Below are 15,751 nucleotides of genomic sequence, written 5' to 3'. Positions count from 1 at the left end.
ACGAAAAACATCCCTTCAGGAGGAGAGACGCCATGCGCGAGGTCGGACACTTCATCGGCGGCAAGCAGGTTGCCGGCAAATCGGGCCGCACCACCGAATTCTTCCAGCCCATGACCGGCGAGACCATCGGCCGGGTCGCGCTGGCGTCCAAGGACGAGCTGCGCCAGGCGGTGGAGAACGCCAAGGCAGCCCAGCCCGCCTGGGCCGCCACCAACCCGCAGCGCCGCGCCCGCGTGATGATGAAGTTCCTCGAGCTCATCGCCCAGGAAACCGATTCGCTCGCCGAGCTGCTCGCCCGCGAGCACGGCAAGACCATCGTGGACGCCAAGGGCGACATCCAGCGCGGTGTCGAGGTCGCGGAGTTCTGCACCGGCATTCCGCACCTGCTGAAAGGCGAGTTCACGGAAGGCGCCGGCCCCGGCATCGACATGTACTCGATCCGCCAGCCGCTGGGCGTGGTGGCCGGCATCACGCCGTTCAACTTCCCGGCCATGATCCCGCTGTGGAAGCTCTCGCCGGCGATCGCCTGCGGCAACGCCTTCATCCTGAAACCCTCCGAGCGCGATCCGGGCGTGCCGATGCGCCTCGCCGAACTCATGATGGAAGCGGGCCTGCCAGCCGGCATCCTCAACGTGGTCAACGGCGACAAGGAAGTGGTGGACGCGATCCTCGACGATCCGGACATCAAGGCCGTGGGCTTCGTGGGCTCCTCGCCCATCGCGCAATACGTCTATTCCCGCGCCACTGCGAACGGCAAGCGCGCCCAGTGCTTCGGTGGCGCCAAGAACCACATGATCATCATGCCCGACGCCGATCTCGATCAGGCGGCGGACGCGCTCATCGGCGCCGGCTACGGCTCGGCGGGCGAGCGCTGCATGGCGATCTCGGTGGCAGTACCCGTGGGCCGGGCCACCGCCGACGCGCTCATGGACAAGCTGATCCCGCGCGTCGAGAGCCTGAAGGTGGGTCCCTCCACCGATCCGTCAGCCGATTTTGGCCCGATGGTCACGAGAGCCCACATGGAGAAGGTGCGCTCCTACGTGGACATCGGCGTGCAGGAAGGCGCCAAGCTCGTGGTCGACGGCCGCGACTTCAAGATGCAGGGCTACGAGAACGGCTTCTACATGGGCGGCTGCCTCTTCGACGAGGTGACCACCGACATGCGCATCTACAAGGAGGAGATCTTCGGCCCCGTCCTCTCCGTGGTGCGCGCCAAGGATTACGAGGACGCGCTGCGCCTCCCCTCCGACCACGAATACGGCAACGGCGTCGCGATCTACACCCGCGACGGCGACGCCGCCCGCGATTTCGCTTCGCGTGTGAACGTGGGGATGGTGGGCATCAACGTGCCGATCCCGGTGCCGCTCGCCTACTACACCTTCGGCGGCTGGAAGGCCTCCGGCTTCGGCGACCTCAACCAGCACGGCCCCGACGCGGTGCGCTTCTACACCAAGACCAAGACCGTCACGTCCCGCTGGCCGTCCGGCATCAAGGAAGGCGCGGAATTCTCCATTCCGACGATGAAGTAAAACAACACAGTCATGGCCGGGGGTTCACCCCGGCCTTTTTGTTTTCAGAGTCGCATCTTTTTCCAACGGCACCTGAGACCATTTCGCCGAAAGATGCTCTAGATCCAAAGTCGGGGTGCACAACCGCCTCTGCCGTGACGATTTAGGACCATGACCCAGTTTTCCCTCACCGACGATCAAATCGCCGTCCGCGACATGGCGCTGGCCTTCGCGGCGGACAACCTCGCGCCCCATGCCCTCGAATGGGATGAGAAGAAGCATTTTCCCGTGGACGTGATGCGGGAGGCCGCCTCCCTCGGCATGGCGGCGATCTACACCCGCGACGATGTCGGCGGATCCGGCATGACGCGGCTCGACGCGGCGCTGATCTTCGAGGCGCTCGCCACCGGATGCCCGGCGGTGTCGGCCTATCTGTCGATCCACAACATGGCCGCCTGGATGATCGACCGCTATGGCAATGAGGAGCAGCGCCAGCGCTACATCCCACGCCTCGCCACCATGGAGCTGATCGCGAGCTACTGCCTAACGGAGCCGGGCTCCGGTTCCGACGCGGCGGCGCTCAAGACCAGGGCGGTGCGCGACGGCGACCATTACATCGTCAACGGCGTCAAGCAGTTCATCTCGGGCGCCGGCACCTCGGACATCTACGTGACCATGGTGCGCACCGGCGAGGAAGGCGCCTCCGGAATCTCGACCCTGGTGATCGACAAGGATATGCCGGGCGTGTCCTTCGGGGCTCAGGAGAAGAAGATGGGCTGGAACGCGCAGCCCACCGCCGCCGTGATCTTCGAGGACGTACGCGTGCCCGTGGCCAACCGGCTCTCGGACGAGGGCCAGGGCTTCAAGATCGCCATGTCTGGCCTTGACGGCGGGCGCATCAATATCGGCGCCTGTTCGCTCGGCGGTGCGCAGGCCGCTCTCGACAAGGCGCTCGCCTATACGGGCGACCGCAAGGCCTTCGGCAAGCGCATCGCGGACTTCCAGGCGCTGCAGTTCAAGCTCGCCGACATGGCGACCGAACTCGAATGCGCGCGCACCTTCCTGTGGCGCGCGGCCTCAGCGCTCGATGCCAAAGCGCTCGACGCCACGAAGCTCTGCGCCATGGCCAAGCGCATGGCCACCGATGTGGGCTTCCAGGTGGCGAACGACGCCCTGCAGCTCCATGGCGGCTATGGCTATCTCGCCGATTACGGCGTGGAGAAGATCGTGCGCGATCTGCGCGTGCACCAGATCCTGGAAGGCACTAACGAGATCATGCGCCTGATCGTGGCGCGCGATCTGGTGGGGCGCGGGAATCGGTGATGGTGAGAGACGTGCTCTCTTCCCCAGCCCTCATCCTGAGGAGGCCGCAGGCCGTCTCTAAGGATCAGGGCGTCTTCAGTGCTCTCTGGAGGCTCCTTCGAGACGCAGACTGCGTCTGCTCCTCAGGATGAGGTTGGAGCATGACAAGTGTCGCTCTTAGATCCCTCATCCTCGGCTTCGGCATCACTGCTGCGATCTTCGCGCTGTTCCACTTTGCAGGCCCGTGGTTCTTTCTCGACGGGCGGCGGCCGTTCCAGCTTAACTTCACGGCTGGTGCCGCGCTCGGTCTGGGGCTTGGTCTGATGATCGCCCGCATCCTGCAGGTGCCACGAAAGGCCGCCGTGCCGGCCATGGGTCTCACTGCTGTTCCCGGCATGCTGATCATGGCCGCCGTCGGCTCGCATTTCGCCGTGTTCTTTCCGCGGCTCGATCCTGCCCTCGACAAGGTCTTCGGATCCCTAATGCTGTGGTTCTACGGCTTCTCGCTCGCGGGAGCCCTATGGGTGGCGCGGCGCGCATGACGAGGCGGAGCGAAGGATCGGGACTGCCCCTCTCCGCACCCAGCACCTGGCTCGTGCTCGCCCTGTCCGCTGTTTTCGTTCTCCTCGGGCTGCTGTTCGTCTTCGCCCCGCGCGTCGGCGCTGCCGTGTTCGGAATCCCGGCGCCCGAAGGGCCGGGGCTGTCCTATGTCTCGGCCATCGGCCTGCGCGACCTTGCGTTTGGAGGCTATCTCGCCGCGCTGTCGCGCCTGTCGACACGCCGCGCGGTGGGCACCGTGCTCGGGCTGACGGTTCTGATCCCGGCGGGTGACGTGATTCTCGTCTTGCTGGAACAGGGTTTCGAGAGCCCAAAACATCTTCTGCTGCACGCGGGCAGCGGCTTCGTCATGGCGGCAAGCGCGCTGTGGCTGCTCCGCCAATCATCACACGACAACACGGGAGGAACATCATGACTAGCATCGCGTTCATCGGCCTCGGCAACATGGGCGGACCCATGGCGGCCAATCTCGTCAAGGCGGGGCATAGCGTCACCGGCTTCGACCTGTCGCCCGCCTCCTGCGATCAGGCGAAGAACGACGGCGTGACCGTTGCGTCCTCGACGGTCGAGGCCGTGCGGGATGCGGAGATCGTCGTCACCATGCTGCCTGCCGGCAAGCACGTGTTCTCGGTCTGGACCGAAATCCTGCCTGCGGTGAAGGACGGCACGCTGCTGATCGACTGCTCCACCATCGATGTCGAAAGCGCCCGCAAGGCGCATGGGTTGGCCAGCGAGCAGAACCGCAACCTCACGAGCCTCGACGCGCCGGTATCCGGCGGCGTCGGCGGCGCGAAGGGCGCCACGCTCACCTTCATGGCAGGCGGGGCGAAAGTGGCGTTCGACCGCGCCGAGCCGATCCTGTCCAGGATGGGCAAGAAGGTGGTCCATTGCGGCGAAGCGGGCGCCGGTCAGGCGGCGAAGATCTGCAACAACATGATTCTCGGCATCTCAATGATCGGCGTGTCGGAAGCCTTCGTGCTGGCGGAGAAACTCGGGCTGTCGCATCAGGCGCTGTTCGACGTCGCCTCCACATCCTCAGGCCAGTGCTGGTCGCTTACCACCTATTGCCCGGTGCCGGGCCCGGTGCCGACCTCGCCGGCGAACAACGACTACAAGCCGGGATTTGCCGCCGCCCTGATGCTGAAGGATCTCAAGCTCGCGCAAGAAGCGGCGCTCGCCTCCGGCGCTTCGACGCCGCTGGGTGCCGAAGCGGCGCAATTGTACGCGCTCTTCGCCAATGCGGGCCATGACGGCGACGACTTTTCTGGCATAGTCAACTTCCTGCGCGGGCAGAAGAGCTAAAGCTCGAACCGGCGCATGAAGCGCCGGTCGATGAAATCCTTCAGCCGCCACGCGAGGCGGCCCCCGAAGGCGAGCAACCGGCCGCGACCGCCGATGGCGCGGCCGTCGCCCGTTGCGATCAGCAGCAGGTGATCGCGCTGCGGGATGGTGGTTTCGAGAGCCTCGCCGCGCACAACCCGTCTCAGGTTGCGCGCCAGCACCGGCCCCTGCCGCACGGCGAAGACGCCGGCTTTGGGGCGCGGATGCGCCACCATGATTGCGCAGTCGCCGGCGGCGAAAGCAGCCTTATCGTTCAGGATCTGAAGCGTGGGACCGATGGCCAGGAAGCCGCTCTCGTCCTTGGCCCAGTCTGCTGTGGCGAGCACCGGCGGGGGCGCCGCATGGGTCGAGACCAGCACGGCATCGGCCGGCACGAACCGGCCGCTCGCGAGAGTCACGCCGTTCTGATCGATGCGCAAGGCTGGATCATCGGCATGCACCGCAATTCCGCGGCGCTTGAGCGCCCGTGCGATGCGTCTTTGCATGCCGGCATTGATGCCCGGCGCGTTGGATGCACCGATCAGCGAGACCTTGATCGCATCGCTCAATCGATTCCTGAAAAAGGCGGCAACCGCAAAGGCGAGACAGATTCCCGCTGCCCCACCTCCAACGATGGCGACGCGGCGCGGGCCGTTCGGCGCGAGAGCGCTGTCTACGAGACTGTCCCATTTGTCCAGCAGGCTGCCGATGGGTTTGACCGCGAGTGCATGCTCCTCCGCTCCGGCGATCCCCGACAGGTCCGGCGTGATGCCGATATCGACCGAGACGATGTCGTAAGTCAGTTCCCCGCCGCCCTTCAGCCGCACGCGCCGGCCCGCCCTGTCGAACCCGACAGCCTCATCGAGAATCAATCCAGCGCGGGCCGCTCGGGCGAGGCGCTCCAGGTCGATATGGATCTCGTCTCTTGTGTAGGCTCCAGCCAGATGCCCCGGCAGCATGCCTGAATAGGGGGTCAGGCAATCCTTGCTGACCAGGGTGATGGTCAGGCCGGGCTCAGGCTTTCGGGCAAAGGTTTCGAGCACCAGAACATGAGCGTGCCCGCCGCCCACCAGGAGGAGGCGCTTGCCGGCTTTCTTGTCGCTCGATGCCATGAGGGTCGTGCTCTCCCGGAGGGGACACACAGGAACAGGATGTGTTGCATGACACCTACAGCTTTTGGCCCTTTCGTCCATTAGGCTCCCGGTCCCTGAATGTCCCAAGGTCGATAGCCCACCGCATGGTCCGCCCCGTTTCCCAGACGGCCAATCCTTCCGCCGATGCCGCCGCCATGCTGCGGCGCCTCGGTTTCGCGACCCTGTTCTTCGCCGTTCCCCTGGCGGCCCTGTTCACGCGGCGCGCCCTCGTGGTGATGGCGCCGCTCGCGGTGATTCTCCTCGTTCTGGCTTCCGTGCTGGACGGCAGCGCCAGGCATGCCCGGGAGAAGATGCTGGCGCTCGCGACCTCCACGGGCGGGATTGCCGGACTGGTCCTGCTGTTCTGGGCCGGGCTGTCCCTGGTCTGGACCCCGTTCCTGCCCGAGGCGTCGGAGCGCCTGTTCAACATCGCGGGCATGATTCTCATGGGGCTCGGCGGCTATCTGGCCGTGCCGGAGCGGATGCGTGCGGCCAATCTCTACCTCCTGCCCGTGGGCGTGGGTCTGGCCGCCGTGATCGGCATCCTCCTGGCGATCCAAGGCGGCAGCCGTTTCGACCCGGAGGGCCTGAGCCTCGAGCGCGGCATGCTCATGCTGGCCCTGCTGGTCTGGCCGGCGCTCGCCTGGCTCCATTCCCGTGGCAGGAACCTGGAGGCCGTCGCCCTGGCGCTCGCCGTGGCGGTTGCGGCCCTTCTCACCCGGGAGGGGCTGCCCCTCTACGGCCTTGCCGCCGGCGCCGTCGTGTTCGTGCTGACAGCGGCCAGCCCCCGGCTCGGGCCGCGCCTGGTTGGAATGGTCATGGCGGGCCTCCTGCTGCTGGCCCCGCTCCTGCCCTTTCTCCTGAAGCCGCTGTCTGCAGCCCTGCTCGGTGCGAGGGCTCCGGTCACCGCGAGTCTTGAAGCCTGGCGCCAGATCATCCTCAGCGAGCCCCTGCGGCTGCTCACGGGGCATGGGCTGGAAACCGCCCTGCGCGGCCGGTATTTCGGTCTGGTTCCCCGCAACGCCCCCTCCACCCTGCTGTTCGAGATCTGGTACGAGCTCGGCCTCGTAGGGGCCGTGGCGGCAAGCCTGCTGCTCTACCGGGCCGTGGTGGGAATCCAGAGCCACCGCGCCACCGTAGCCCCCGGCATCATGGCGGCCTTTGCCTGCGCCTATGCGCTCGGCTGCCTCGGCATCGGCACGACGCAGGTGTGGTGGTTCACCGCGCTGGTGGTTCTCGTGCTGATTTTCGTGGCCATTGAGCGGGGCCAGTTCCGCACCACCCGGCCCAAGGCCGTCCTGCGCAAGAAGTTCTGACATCCTGCAGCAGACCATGCCGTAACGGTTGACGGAAGGCCCCTGCCTCTGCTTGGCTGAGGGTTCCTGCTTCCCTGCTCGAGGATCCCTCATGCCGATCATCAACCGCGTCGCCGATCTCGCCGATGAAATCACCGCCTGGCGTCGCGACTTCCACGAAAATCCGGAACTCCTGTTCGATGTTCACCGCACCGCCGGCATCGTGGCCGACAAGCTCAAGAGCTTCGGCTGCGACGAGGTCGTCACGGGTCTCGGACGGACCGGCGTCGTCGGCGTGATCAAGGGCCGCACGAACACCTCCGGCCGGGTGATCGGCCTCCGGGCCGACATGGACGCCCTGCCCATCGAGGAAGCGACGAACGTGCCGCACGCCTCCAAGGTGCCGGGCAAGATGCATGCCTGCGGCCATGACGGCCACACCGCCATGCTGCTCGGCGCCGCGAAATATCTCGCCGAAACGCGCAATTTCGACGGCACTGCCGTGGTGATCTTCCAGCCCGCGGAGGAAGGCGGCGGCGGCGGCAACGAGATGGTGAAGGACGGCCTCATGGAGCGCTTCGGCGTGCAGGAGGTCTATGGCATGCACAACATGCCGGGCATTCCCGTGGGCCAGTTCGCCATCCGGGCCGGCGCCATGATGGCGGCCGCCGACCGCTTTACCATCACCATCGAGGGCAAGGGCGGCCACGCGGCGCGGCCCCATGACTGCATCGACCCGGTGGTCATCTCCGCACAGGTGATCACGGCCTTGCAGACGATTGCCTCGCGCAACGCCGACCCACTCGAATCCGTGGTGGTGTCCGTCTGCACCGTGAAGGCCGGCGAAGCCTTCAACGTGATCCCGCAGACCGCAATGCTGCTCGGCACCGTGCGCACCCTCTCGCCGGAGGTGCGCGACCTTGCCGAGACCCGGATCCGCGCCATCGTGGAGAACGTGTGCGCCGCTTTCGGCGCGAAGGCCGAGGTCGATTACGACCGCGGCTATCCGGTGACCATGAACGACCCCGACAAGACCGAGTTCATGGCCCGCGTCGCCCGTGCGGTGGCCGGCGAGAACGCGGTCGACACCACCGTGCCGCCGCTCATGGGCGCGGAGGACTTCTCCTACATGCTCGAGCAGCGTCCGGGCGCCTACATCTTCCTCGGCAACGGCGACACGGCCGGCGTCCATCACCCGGCCTACGACTTCAACGACGAAGCGAGCCCCTATGGCGTCTCGCTGTGGGCGAAGATTGTCGAGACAGGCATGCCGGCGCGATAACAAAAACGGCTGGCCTCTCACAGGAGAGGCCAGCCTTCTCTTTTCAGAAACAGTGCGGCTCTACCGCGATCAATCCTCGCCGTGCGGCAGAGTGAAGGACAGGGTCGCGAAGTAGCTCACCTGATCGATCTCCGCATTGTCAGGCGTCTTCTTTGCGTGCGACACGCCGATCACGTTGAGCCCATCGTTGCGGACGAACAGCGTCACCTTGCCATCCTGATCCGTCTTGTTGCTCTGAGCATGCCCGTCGTTCACGTAATCGACGTAGAGCGGAACGCCCGCGAGCGGCTTGCCGTCCGCGAAGACCTGAACGGGAAGATCGTCGCCCATCTTCAGGGTCATGGGATCGACCAGGGCCACGATCTCAAGCCCCTGCCCGGTCGGCTTCAGCACGGCACCGCTTTTCAGGATCGTCGTGTTGATCTTGATCGAATGGCTCGCCGACTGAGCGCCTGACACCTGGCTCTTCGGCTTGTTGACCGACTTGCCATCGGGGCCTTTCGTCCAGATGCCGTTGTCGAGGATTACGGTCAGGGCGACCGCATCCTGAGCGGGCTCGACCAGGGCGTTCTTGGCCTGATGCACGACCTTGCTGTCCCGCCTCTCGCCCGAGGCGAGATATGAGATGGCGCTTTTCACCTTTTCCGGCTTGTACGCGTCGTCCCCAGCGCCATGGCCATAGACGATGGCGAGATCGCCGTGGCGTTGGGCCGTCCAGATTCCGTGGGCGTAGGCGGTACTTGTCAGGGTTCCGGCGACTGCCAGGGCAAGCGTTAGTTGACGCAGCATGCGTTGATGTCTCCTCGCCTCATGAGCTACGTATGGTATACTATACTCAGATGATTTGAGCTGCAAGGCGGGAGCTTTTCAGCAGGTGAAAGGCAATGATTGCAGAGACTTGAGCTACCGGCACCGTACGCTCAGCGCACAAAATCCACAGGAACCTTCAGGTCCTGCAGGCGGTCAAACGGATTGTGCTCTGAACGGGTGGCTCAGTCCTTGCTCGAGCAGGCGAGCATGCCCTCGAGATCGATATAGTGCCCGGCCCGATCCCGTTTGGCGGCAAGATAGCTCACGTTCTCCGCCGTGGGGCGGCCCAGCACGCGGTGATCGGAGATCACCTCGAGCCCGGCTTGGCTGAGGGCCGCGATCTTCTCGGGGTTGTTGGTCATCAGCTGCACCTTGCCGACGCCTAATTCTTTTAGCATCACGGCCGCAAAATCGAACCGGCGCTGATCCGCCTCGAAGCCCAGCACCTCGTCGGCGTCGTAGGTGTCGTAGCCTTGGGACTGGAGCTTGTAGGCCCGGATCTTGTTACTGATGCCGTTCCCGCGCCCCTCCTGGTCGAGATAGAGCAGGATGCCGCCCTCAGCTTGCGCCATGAACCGCACGGTGTCGCGCAACTGGTCGCCGCAATCGCATTTGAGGCTGCCGAAGAGATCGCCCGTGAGGCAGGCCGAATGCAGCCGTACGGACACAGGCTTCGAGAGATCCGGCTTGCCGACGATGATCGCCACCTGATCGCGCAGGCCCTCGCCGCCGCGGAACACCACGAACTCGCTGGTGGGCGCGCCTTCAAGCGGCACAGGTGCGCGGCTGACGATGGCAAGATCGGCCGCCTTGACACGGCGGTAGCTGCGAATGGCTTCGCCCGGGACGCGGATCAGCGACGGATCGATCTCGATGCCTTGAGCCAGCGGCACCACGATCACGGCCGGCAGGACCAGGGATAGACGGGCGAGTTCCAGCGCCTCCTCGTCGAGGGCGTCGATCGCCCGAACCGGCGCATCGATGCGGCCGTCCACCTTGAGGGCGAGCGCCTCCACGCGGCTTCCATCGACCACGGGCAGGGCCACGCGCCCGGGAACCTCCCGCTCGAGGCCGAGGCGGCGAAGCCTGGCCGCCGGCAGCACGAGATGGGCATGGCCGCCGGCAACGGCGCCGATCTCCGTGGCCCTGGCCTCGTCCAGATCCTCGACACCGATCACGAGCGCGCTGCCCTTACCCCCGTCGATCACGACGGGACGGGCGCTGCGGAACTCCATGATCGCCCGCTCGACCAGGGTCGTGGCGGGGTTGTCGGACAGGCTCAAGGTCAGGCGCATCATCGAAAACTCGGGCAAACAGCCTCACATCTGGCGGACAATCGGGTGTATCGGAGCCACAGGCTCATTAAGCCAAGCTTCAGGTCTCGCCGGCACCCTAGCACAGGCACGGTCCGATCTCTAATGCCAGAGATGTGACATCTGCCATGTCGGATCAACGCGCCCTCGTGCAAACGTCTCCTGGCTCGACGGCATAGTCGGTCCGCGCTATCTACCAGCCCCGCTTGCGCAGACACACCGGACGAATTCCCATGCTTTTTCCCAGGCTCCTCGCTCTCGGCTTTCTCGGCCTTGCCAGTGCGGCCCATGCCGCCACCCTCGACGGCCTGGCGGTCGAGGTGACGAACACCAGCGAGCCGGTGCTCTGCGCCGAAAAGGACAATGTGGCGATCAACTTCGCGTCATCCGAGGTACGCCACTTCCAGATCGAGGCCGTGCATCCGGCCTATATGGGCGCCCTGCAGCAGGATCGCTGGGAGCCGGACTGGACCGCCTGCGAGGATATTTCCGAGGAGACCTCCACCAAGCCGCACCCGACCATGTCGACCCTCCACGAGGACGGCAACGTGCGGATCATCGGCCTGTCCTTCACGGAGTTCTGGCGCCCCAGCGACGTGACCGTGACCATCGGCACGCAGGTCGAGCGCAACATCCACATGCTCCAGCTGCTCAAGAAGCGCGGCGACAAGGCCGTGGAGGTGCTCGTGATCTATCCGGGCGACGGCTACTGGCGCATCAAGCCGCTGCCGCCTAAGCATCTCGACTGGACCTCCTACGGCTCGTCCTTCTTGGTCGGCCCGGTGGAGTTCGACCAGCGCCCCGTGGTGAACCTGAAGGATGTCGCCTTCGATCCGGCAACCATGACCTTCACCCTCACCCTGGCCAGGGGCGGCAAGGCGAGTGTTGCCATGAAGGCGCTCAGCGAGGAGCGCATGACCCTCGACGTCGCCTTCGATCAGGCGGTCTCCGGCCTGCCTTTCGCGGGGCTCAGGTCCATGTACGTGACCGAGTTCAACGCGGACGTGGCCCGCGTTGCCGTGCGGGAGGAACGCGCCCGTTCCTGGCGCGAGGACATGATCATGAATTTCCGGGGCGGCAAGGCCACCGATGCATGGATGGGCCGGCTCGTGCCGTCGCGCCACAACACCAGCGCGCCGGACATGATGTTCAACCGTTTCCGCGCGGAGCCAGCCGCTTCCCGGTGAATCGGGCGTTCAGCGCCGACACCGCGCGGCCGTCGATGAGGATGAGCCCCGCGCCGATCAACGCCATGCCGGCGACGTGGCGCGCGGCCAGTGTCTCGCCGAGAACCAGCACGCCGAGCAGGATGGCGCTCACCGGGATGAGGAAGGTCACGAGCCCCACATTGGTGGCTCCCGCCCGCGCCAGCAGGCGGAAGAAGATCAGGTAGGCAAAGGCCGTCGAGACGAGACCGAGGGCCGCAAGCGACAGGATGGCTTCCGTGCTCGGCAGACCGAGAGTCCAGGGCCGGTCGACGATCAGCGCCACCGGCAGCAGCAGCGCGCTCGACACCGTCACCTGCCCGGCGGCAGTGGCGAGCGGCGGAATGCCCAGGGTCTTGAACCGCCGCCCGAACACGCCGGAAAAGCCGTAGGACAGGGCGGCTCCGAGGATGGCGAGCTGCGCCAGGATGCTCGTATCCCAGGCGGCCATGGCCGCAGCACCGATCATGACCGCCACGCCGAAGAAGCCCACGAGGACGCCTGCGAATTTCTGCCCTGTGAGGTGCTCGTCCGCCGTCAGGTAATGCGCCACGATCACCGTGAAGAGCGGCGTAGTTGCGTTGAGAATCGAAGCCAGCCCGCTGGCGATGTGACTCTGCCCCCAGACGATCAGGGTGAAGGGTATGACGTTGTTGAGAATGCTCATGCCCAGGAAGGCTGCCCAGGCCTGACGGGTGCGGGGGAGTTGAAGGCCCATGAGGCGCAACACGGCTAGCAGCGCCACGGCTCCCATCCCCACGCGGGATGCCACGATGGTCAGCGGCGGCAGCTCCTTCACGGCAATGCCGACAAAGAGAAATGATCCGCCCCACACAACCGAGAGGGCGATCAGAAGCGCCCAGTCGGACGCCGTCATGGTCTTATGGATGGGTGCCTGCGTCATATCCCGTGTCTCTCTTGCTCGATGACGGATGACACAGGTTCAGCCGCTCGGCGACCCGTTTCCTGCGGTCAGGAGAGGTCGTACCATTCTCCATTGTTGCGGCAGGCCAGCATCTCGCCGGTGCGCACTTGGCCACCGCTTCGCGCCTCCCGCCGCAGGATCCGGCAATCCATGCCGCCGAACAGTTTGCGGTTCGAGGTTTTCAGGCTGACCTTGCCTGAAGCTCCCGATGGGCTCTGCCAGGAGGCAGAGCTGCCCCCTCCATTGAGCACCGACAGAGCGGCCTGGGCCTCGGCCGGGAGATCCGCATCCGGGAGAAAGCGCGAAGCGGCGAATTGAGCCGAGGCCATGGCGGCGCTGGCGCCGGCTTGGCTTTGTGCGGCGGCAACCTGGGCCGCCACAACGCCGGTTCCGATGCCCTGCATGGCGAGCTGCGGGCCAGCGCCCGCCAGACTGAGGCCACCGGAGAGAGCTGCGTCGACACCAGCCTGAGCGACGTTTCGGGCCATTCTGGCGCTCTCTCTGGCCATGATCCGGCCCGTCATCTTGTTGACCTCGCCCATGTAGTTCGGTGGCGCGATATTGCCTGCCGCGATGTCGGACAGGCGCGGTGCGAAGGAGCTGAAATCCATGGACGCACTGGCGTCGGCATCGGCCTGAGCCTGGGCCATGTCGAGGGCTGCGCCGGACAATCCCGTCGGGTCCAAGGCCGCTGCAGCTCCGGCCGCGATAGACCCGCCAGCGCCCGTCTGATTGCAGGCCGCCAGAGAGAGCGCCACTACCAGTACGACTGCCGGGTTCAAGATCTTGATCATGATTCGCTCCGCACGTTTACGCTACGTAGTAACGTAAGAAGGGGTGCAGGAAAAGTGGACGAGCGGCTTGCAGCGGTCACACTTGTCCACCGGCAAGATTAGGTCTCCATAAAGGTTTGGTTTACGACGCCGGCAAGTGACACGGCATCTTTACCTCGCGTTCATGGCTTGGGGGCGAGCGTCTGGCTCACGATTTTTCCTGTGTTGCGTAAGCCATGACCCTGCCGATGTCTCGCGAGCCGTCCTACAGCGCCCACCATCAGCCGGTGCGATCCGTAGCCCGGTCGAGCTTCTGCGTGATGCCTCACGATCCGCGTCCGGCGCGGAACACGAGCTTCATCTTCGGCCGGTCGGACTCGCGCTACCGCCCGCTCCTCAACCAGGAGGAGCGGGACCGGCTGCACATCTGGGCCATGATCGTGGCTCTCTCGACCTCGGCGGCGGGCACCACCCTGCTGCTCACGGCCTTCCTGAATTGAATCAGTTTAGAGGCCAGACCAGCATGATCAGCGGGATGCCGACCACCACCACGATGATCGACAAGGGCAGCCCGAGCCGCCAGTAATCCCCGAACCGGTAGCCGCCCGGCCCCATGACCAGGGTGTTGCACTGGTGCCCGATGGGCGTGAGGAAGTCGCAGGCCGCTCCGATGGCCACCGCCATCAGGAAGGCATCCGGCCGGAAGCCGAGCTGAGTGGCGAAGCTCGCTGCGATGGGGGCCATCACCAGCACGGTCGCGGCATTGTTGAGGAACGGCGTCACCGCCATGGCGGCCACCATGATGAGCACGAGGGCGCCTGTCGGCGGCAGCATGTTGGCCGCGGTGGAGAGCCAGCCGGCGATCAGGTCCGTTCCGCCCGTGGTGCGGATCGATTCGCTGACCGGGATCAGGGCGCCGAGCATCACGATAATCGGCCACTCCACGGTCTCGTAGGCCTCGCGCAGGGTCAGCGAGCCGAACAGCATGAGAAGCACGCCGGCCCCGAAGAACGCGATGGCCACCGGCAGGATATTGAATGCGACCAGCACCATGGTGCCCATCAGGATGGCGGCGGGGAGCAGGCTCCGGCGCGCGCTCCCCAGACGGATCTCGCGCTCCGCGAGCGGCAGGCAGCCGAGGTCCCGCAGGGTATCGGGCAGCCGCTTGAGATTGCCCTGCAGCACGATCACGTCGCCGGCCCGCAGGGTGATAGTGCGCAGGCGCTCCTTGAAGCGCTCGCCGCTGCGGCTCACCGCAATGAGGTTGACGCCGAAGCGCTCGTAGAGGGCGATGCGCTCCGCCGACAGCCCGGTCAGCACCGAGCCGGGCCCGACGATGGCCTCGATGGCGCCGATCTCGTCCGTGGCCTCGTCGGTTTCCGGCAGCCGGTGGTCGCGGCTGAGCTTCAGCCCGGCCCGCGAGACGGCGCTCTCGAGAGCGTCCGATTCGCCCTCCAGCATCAGCACGTCGTTCTCGCGGATGGTGGCATCGGGCAGCGGACTCGAGCTGCGGGTCTCGTTGCGGATGATCGACGCGACCTTGACCTCCCCGTTGGCGAGCTTGTGCAGGTCCGCCACCGTCTGGCCGACCACGTCGGACTCCGCCGTCACGCGGGCCTCGGTCACGTAGTCCTTGATGTCGAGGGCGGCATCGAGGGATGCGGCTCCTTTGCGGCCCTGTGGCAGCAGGCGGTAGCCGAAGGCCAGGAAGACCACGCCCGCCAGCGCGATGCCGATGCCCACGGGCGTGAAGTCGAACATGCCGAAGGGCTCGCCCAGCAATTCGCCCCTGACCCGCGACACGATGATGTTGGGCGAGGTGCCCACCAGGGTCACAATGCCGCCGAGAAGCGAACCGAACGCCATCGGCATGAGGAAGCTCGATGGCGGCGTGTTGGTGCGCCGCGCGATCTGGAACGCCACCGGGATCATCATGGCGAGCGCGCCGATGTTCTTCACGAAGGCGGACAGCACCGTCACGACGCCCACCAGCACCACGATCTGGATCTGCGTGGTGCGTAAATATGGCCCGACGTGGTTGAGGCCTGCTTCGAGAATGCCTGACTTCGCCACCGCGGCGCTGACCAGGAGGGCGCTCGCCACGATGATGACGATGTCGTCGCTGAAACCCTCGAAGGCCTTGTCGGCCGGCACGATGCCGACCAGCACGGCCGCGAGAAGCGACAGGACCGCCACGAGATCGTAGCGGAAACGACCCCAGACGAAGAGGGCCATCATCCCGGCGACGATGGCGAAGGAAAGCATTTGTGGCTGGGTCATGGAGAGCGCGAAGCGAGAGGAACCGGAGTCCTAACGCGTCACCTCCA

15 protein-coding genes are annotated in these 15,751 nt (G+C 65.7%); 9 read left to right on the top strand and 6 right to left on the bottom strand.

Annotated elements, in window-relative coordinates; translation table 11 throughout:
* Nucleotides 1–32: 32 nt before the first annotated feature.
* From JQC81_RS09435 to mmsB, 5 genes are all read left to right on the top strand, one after another.
* Nucleotides 33–1,529 (top strand): CoA-acylating methylmalonate-semialdehyde dehydrogenase, encoded by a 1,497-nt coding sequence (locus tag JQC81_RS09435; RefSeq protein ID WP_203271559.1) that lies wholly within the window; start codon nt 33–35, stop codon nt 1,527–1,529.
* Nucleotides 1,530–1,679: 150 nt separating this feature from the next.
* A complete protein-coding gene (locus tag JQC81_RS09430; RefSeq protein WP_203271558.1) occupies nt 1,680–2,831 on the top strand; it encodes an isobutyryl-CoA dehydrogenase in 1,152 nt (383 codons plus the stop codon).
* Between the two features lie 140 nt (nt 2,832–2,971).
* Nucleotides 2,972–3,352 (top strand): DUF5367 family protein, encoded by a 381-nt coding sequence (locus tag JQC81_RS09425; protein WP_203271557.1) that lies wholly within the window; start codon nt 2,972–2,974, stop codon nt 3,350–3,352.
* Entirely contained in the window at nt 3,349–3,783 is a 435-nt protein-coding gene (locus tag JQC81_RS09420) for a DUF4267 domain-containing protein (RefSeq protein ID WP_203271556.1), read from the top strand. Before JQC81_RS09425 ends, JQC81_RS09420 begins: the two co-directional genes overlap by 4 nt.
* Nucleotides 3,780–4,670, top strand: coding sequence for a 3-hydroxyisobutyrate dehydrogenase (mmsB, locus tag JQC81_RS09415; RefSeq protein ID WP_203271555.1), 891 nt, complete (start codon nt 3,780–3,782; stop codon nt 4,668–4,670). Before JQC81_RS09420 ends, mmsB begins: the two co-directional genes overlap by 4 nt.
* Here mmsB and JQC81_RS09410 read toward each other — a convergent pair.
* Nucleotides 4,667–5,800 (bottom strand): slr1591 family oxidoreductase, encoded by a 1,134-nt coding sequence (locus tag JQC81_RS09410; RefSeq protein ID WP_203271554.1) that lies wholly within the window; start codon nt 5,798–5,800, stop codon nt 4,667–4,669. The genes mmsB and JQC81_RS09410 overlap by 4 nt on opposite strands.
* Nucleotides 5,801–5,925: 125 nt before the next feature.
* Between JQC81_RS09410 and JQC81_RS09405 the strand changes: the two genes are divergently transcribed.
* Together JQC81_RS09405 and JQC81_RS09400 are read left to right on the top strand one after the other, a co-directional pair.
* On the top strand, nt 5,926–7,137 hold the full coding sequence (locus JQC81_RS09405; RefSeq protein ID WP_203271553.1) for a peptide ABC transporter permease: 1,212 nt from the start codon (nt 5,926–5,928) through the stop codon (nt 7,135–7,137).
* A gap of 91 nt (nt 7,138–7,228) precedes the next feature.
* Nucleotides 7,229–8,398, top strand: coding sequence for a M20 aminoacylase family protein (locus JQC81_RS09400; protein ID WP_203271552.1), 1,170 nt, complete (start codon nt 7,229–7,231; stop codon nt 8,396–8,398).
* A gap of 69 nt (nt 8,399–8,467) precedes the next feature.
* Here JQC81_RS09400 and JQC81_RS09395 read toward each other — a convergent pair whose 3' ends face one another.
* Together JQC81_RS09395 and ribA are read right to left on the bottom strand one after the other, a co-directional pair.
* Nucleotides 8,468–9,187, bottom strand: coding sequence for a DUF4198 domain-containing protein (locus JQC81_RS09395; protein WP_203271551.1), 720 nt, complete (start codon nt 9,185–9,187; stop codon nt 8,468–8,470).
* Between the two features lie 203 nt (nt 9,188–9,390).
* Nucleotides 9,391–10,503 carry a GTP cyclohydrolase II RibA gene (gene ribA / locus JQC81_RS09390; protein WP_203271604.1) on the bottom strand — a complete coding sequence of 371 codons (1,113 nt, stop codon included), beginning with the start codon at nt 10,501–10,503 and terminating at the stop codon, nt 9,391–9,393.
* A 251-nt stretch (nt 10,504–10,754) separates the two neighbouring features.
* Between ribA and JQC81_RS09385 the strand changes: the two genes are divergently transcribed.
* The gene (locus JQC81_RS09385; RefSeq protein WP_203271550.1) at nt 10,755–11,708 is read left to right on the top strand and encodes a hypothetical protein; all 954 of its coding nucleotides are present in this window, start codon (nt 10,755–10,757) and stop codon (nt 11,706–11,708) included.
* Here the strand turns inward: JQC81_RS09385 and JQC81_RS09380 are convergent.
* Together JQC81_RS09380 and JQC81_RS09375 are read right to left on the bottom strand one after the other, a co-directional pair.
* The gene (locus tag JQC81_RS09380) at nt 11,671–12,630 is read right to left on the bottom strand and encodes a DMT family transporter (RefSeq protein ID WP_246520328.1); all 960 of its coding nucleotides are present in this window, start codon (nt 12,628–12,630) and stop codon (nt 11,671–11,673) included. The genes JQC81_RS09385 and JQC81_RS09380 overlap by 38 nt on opposite strands.
* Nucleotides 12,631–12,698: 68 nt before the next feature.
* Nucleotides 12,699–13,445 (bottom strand): hypothetical protein, encoded by a 747-nt coding sequence (locus tag JQC81_RS09375; RefSeq protein WP_203271549.1) that lies wholly within the window; start codon nt 13,443–13,445, stop codon nt 12,699–12,701.
* A 215-nt stretch (nt 13,446–13,660) separates the two neighbouring features.
* Between JQC81_RS09375 and JQC81_RS09370 the strand changes: the two genes are divergently transcribed.
* Complete coding sequence (locus JQC81_RS09370) at nt 13,661–13,924, top strand: hypothetical protein (RefSeq protein WP_203271548.1); 264 nt, start codon at nt 13,661–13,663, stop codon at nt 13,922–13,924.
* A gap of 1 nt (nt 13,925) precedes the next feature.
* Here the strand turns inward: JQC81_RS09370 and JQC81_RS09365 are convergent, their stop codons facing one another.
* A complete protein-coding gene (locus tag JQC81_RS09365) occupies nt 13,926–15,704 on the bottom strand; it encodes an SLC13 family permease (RefSeq protein WP_203271547.1) in 1,779 nt (592 codons plus the stop codon).
* Between the last annotated feature and the right edge of the window lie 47 nt (nt 15,705–15,751).

It is taken from the genome of Microvirga arabica, from assembly GCF_016811235.1.
GTDB classification, from domain to species: Bacteria; Pseudomonadota; Alphaproteobacteria; order Rhizobiales; family Beijerinckiaceae; genus Microvirga; species Microvirga arabica.
This window is presented reverse-complemented; position numbering and strand designations above follow the sequence as displayed.